Source organism: Sphingomonas sp. FUKUSWIS1 (assembly GCF_000733135.1).
Lineage (GTDB): Bacteria > Pseudomonadota > Alphaproteobacteria > Sphingomonadales > Sphingomonadaceae > Sphingomonas > Sphingomonas aerolata.
The window spans coordinates 1-1,392 of the sequence record NZ_JPJC01000266.1 but is presented as its reverse complement, the minus strand read 5'-3'; the positions used below and the strand labels follow the sequence as shown (position 1 = coordinate 1,392).

1 protein-coding gene is annotated in these 1,392 nt (G+C 68.6%); it reads left to right on the top strand.

Annotated features, from left to right (window positions below):
• Window positions 1–69: 69 nt before the first annotated feature.
• Window positions 70–1,392: MFS transporter (locus tag sphsw_RS17305; protein ID WP_042467700.1), on the top strand; the 1,323-nt coding region annotated here is incomplete at its 3' end.

Genomic DNA, 1,392 nt, shown 5'->3' with positions numbered 1-1,392 from the left:
AAGTTCGAAGAAGCGGCGCCGCCTGCCGAGCCGGACGGGCAGGCGGGGGCGACCCGCTATGGCTGGTATGTGCTGTCGATCCTGTTCCTGGTCTATGTGCTCAACTTCGTCGACCGGCAGATCATCTCGATCCTTGCCGAGGACATAAAGCGTGATCTGGGGCTGAAGGATCAGGATCTCGGGTTTCTCTACGGGACCGCGTTCGGGGTCTTCTATGCGCTGTTCGGGATCCCGCTCGGGCGGCTTGCGGACAATTGGCACCGGGTCCGGCTGATGACGATCGGCCTGACGCTCTGGTCGGTGATGACGGCGGTGTCCGGCCTGTCGCGGACCGGCGGGCATCTCGCGGCGGCGCGGATCGGCGTCGGCATCGGCGAGGCGACCGCCAGCCCGTCGGCCTATTCGCTGATTTCCGATTATTTCCCCAAAAGGCTGCGTGCGACTGCGTTGTCGATCTATTCGGCCGGGCTTTATGTCGGTGGCGGCTGCTCGCTGTTTATCGGCGGGGCGATCGTGCAGGGCTGGAACCGGGCCTATCCGGGGGGCGGGCCGTTCGGGCTGGTCGGGTGGCAGGCGGCGTTCATGGCGGTCGGTGTGCCGGGTCTGCTGCTCGCGATCTGGATCGCGACGCTGAGGGAACCGATCCGCGGGCATGTCGAGGGGCTTCCCGAACCGGCGCCGCACCCCGCACCGTTTCGCGCCTTCGCCGGCGAGTTGCTGACCATCGTGCCGCCGCTGACGCTGATCGGTGCGGCGATGGGCGGGGTCAGGGCGTTCGTCGTCAACCTCGCCGGGCTGGCGATCGTCACGCTGGCGGTGGTCGGACTGGTTGGAGCGGGCGAGCCCTGGCCGCAATGGGTGGCGATCGGGACCGGCGTCTATGCCGTGTTCTCCTGGGCCTGTGCGCTGCGCCGCCGCGATCCGCCGACCTTCGCGCTGATCATCGGCACGCCCGCGTTCCTGTGCACGGTCGTCGCCTATGGCCTGAACGCGTTCCTGAGCTATGCGGCGAGCTTCTGGGCGGCGCCCTATGCGCTGCGCGTGCTCGGCGCGACGCCGTCGAGCGCTGGGTTCCTGCTCGGCGGGCTGGGCGCGCTTGCGGGGTTTCTCGGGCTGACGATGGGCGGAGTGGTCTCGGACCGGTTGCGGCGGACCAACCCTGCCGGGCGGCTTTTGGTGGTGATCTTCGGCGCGGTCGTGCCGGTGCCGTTCCTGTGCCTCGCCTTTACCGCGTCGGTGCCGCTGCCCTTCTATGCCGGAATCTTCCTCGCGCAGATCACCGCGAGCTGTGCGCTCGGTGCCGCCGCGGCGACAACGCAGGATCTGGTGCTGCCGCGGATGCGGGGAACGGCGACCGCGACCTTCTTCATCGGCACGACGCTGATCGGGCTG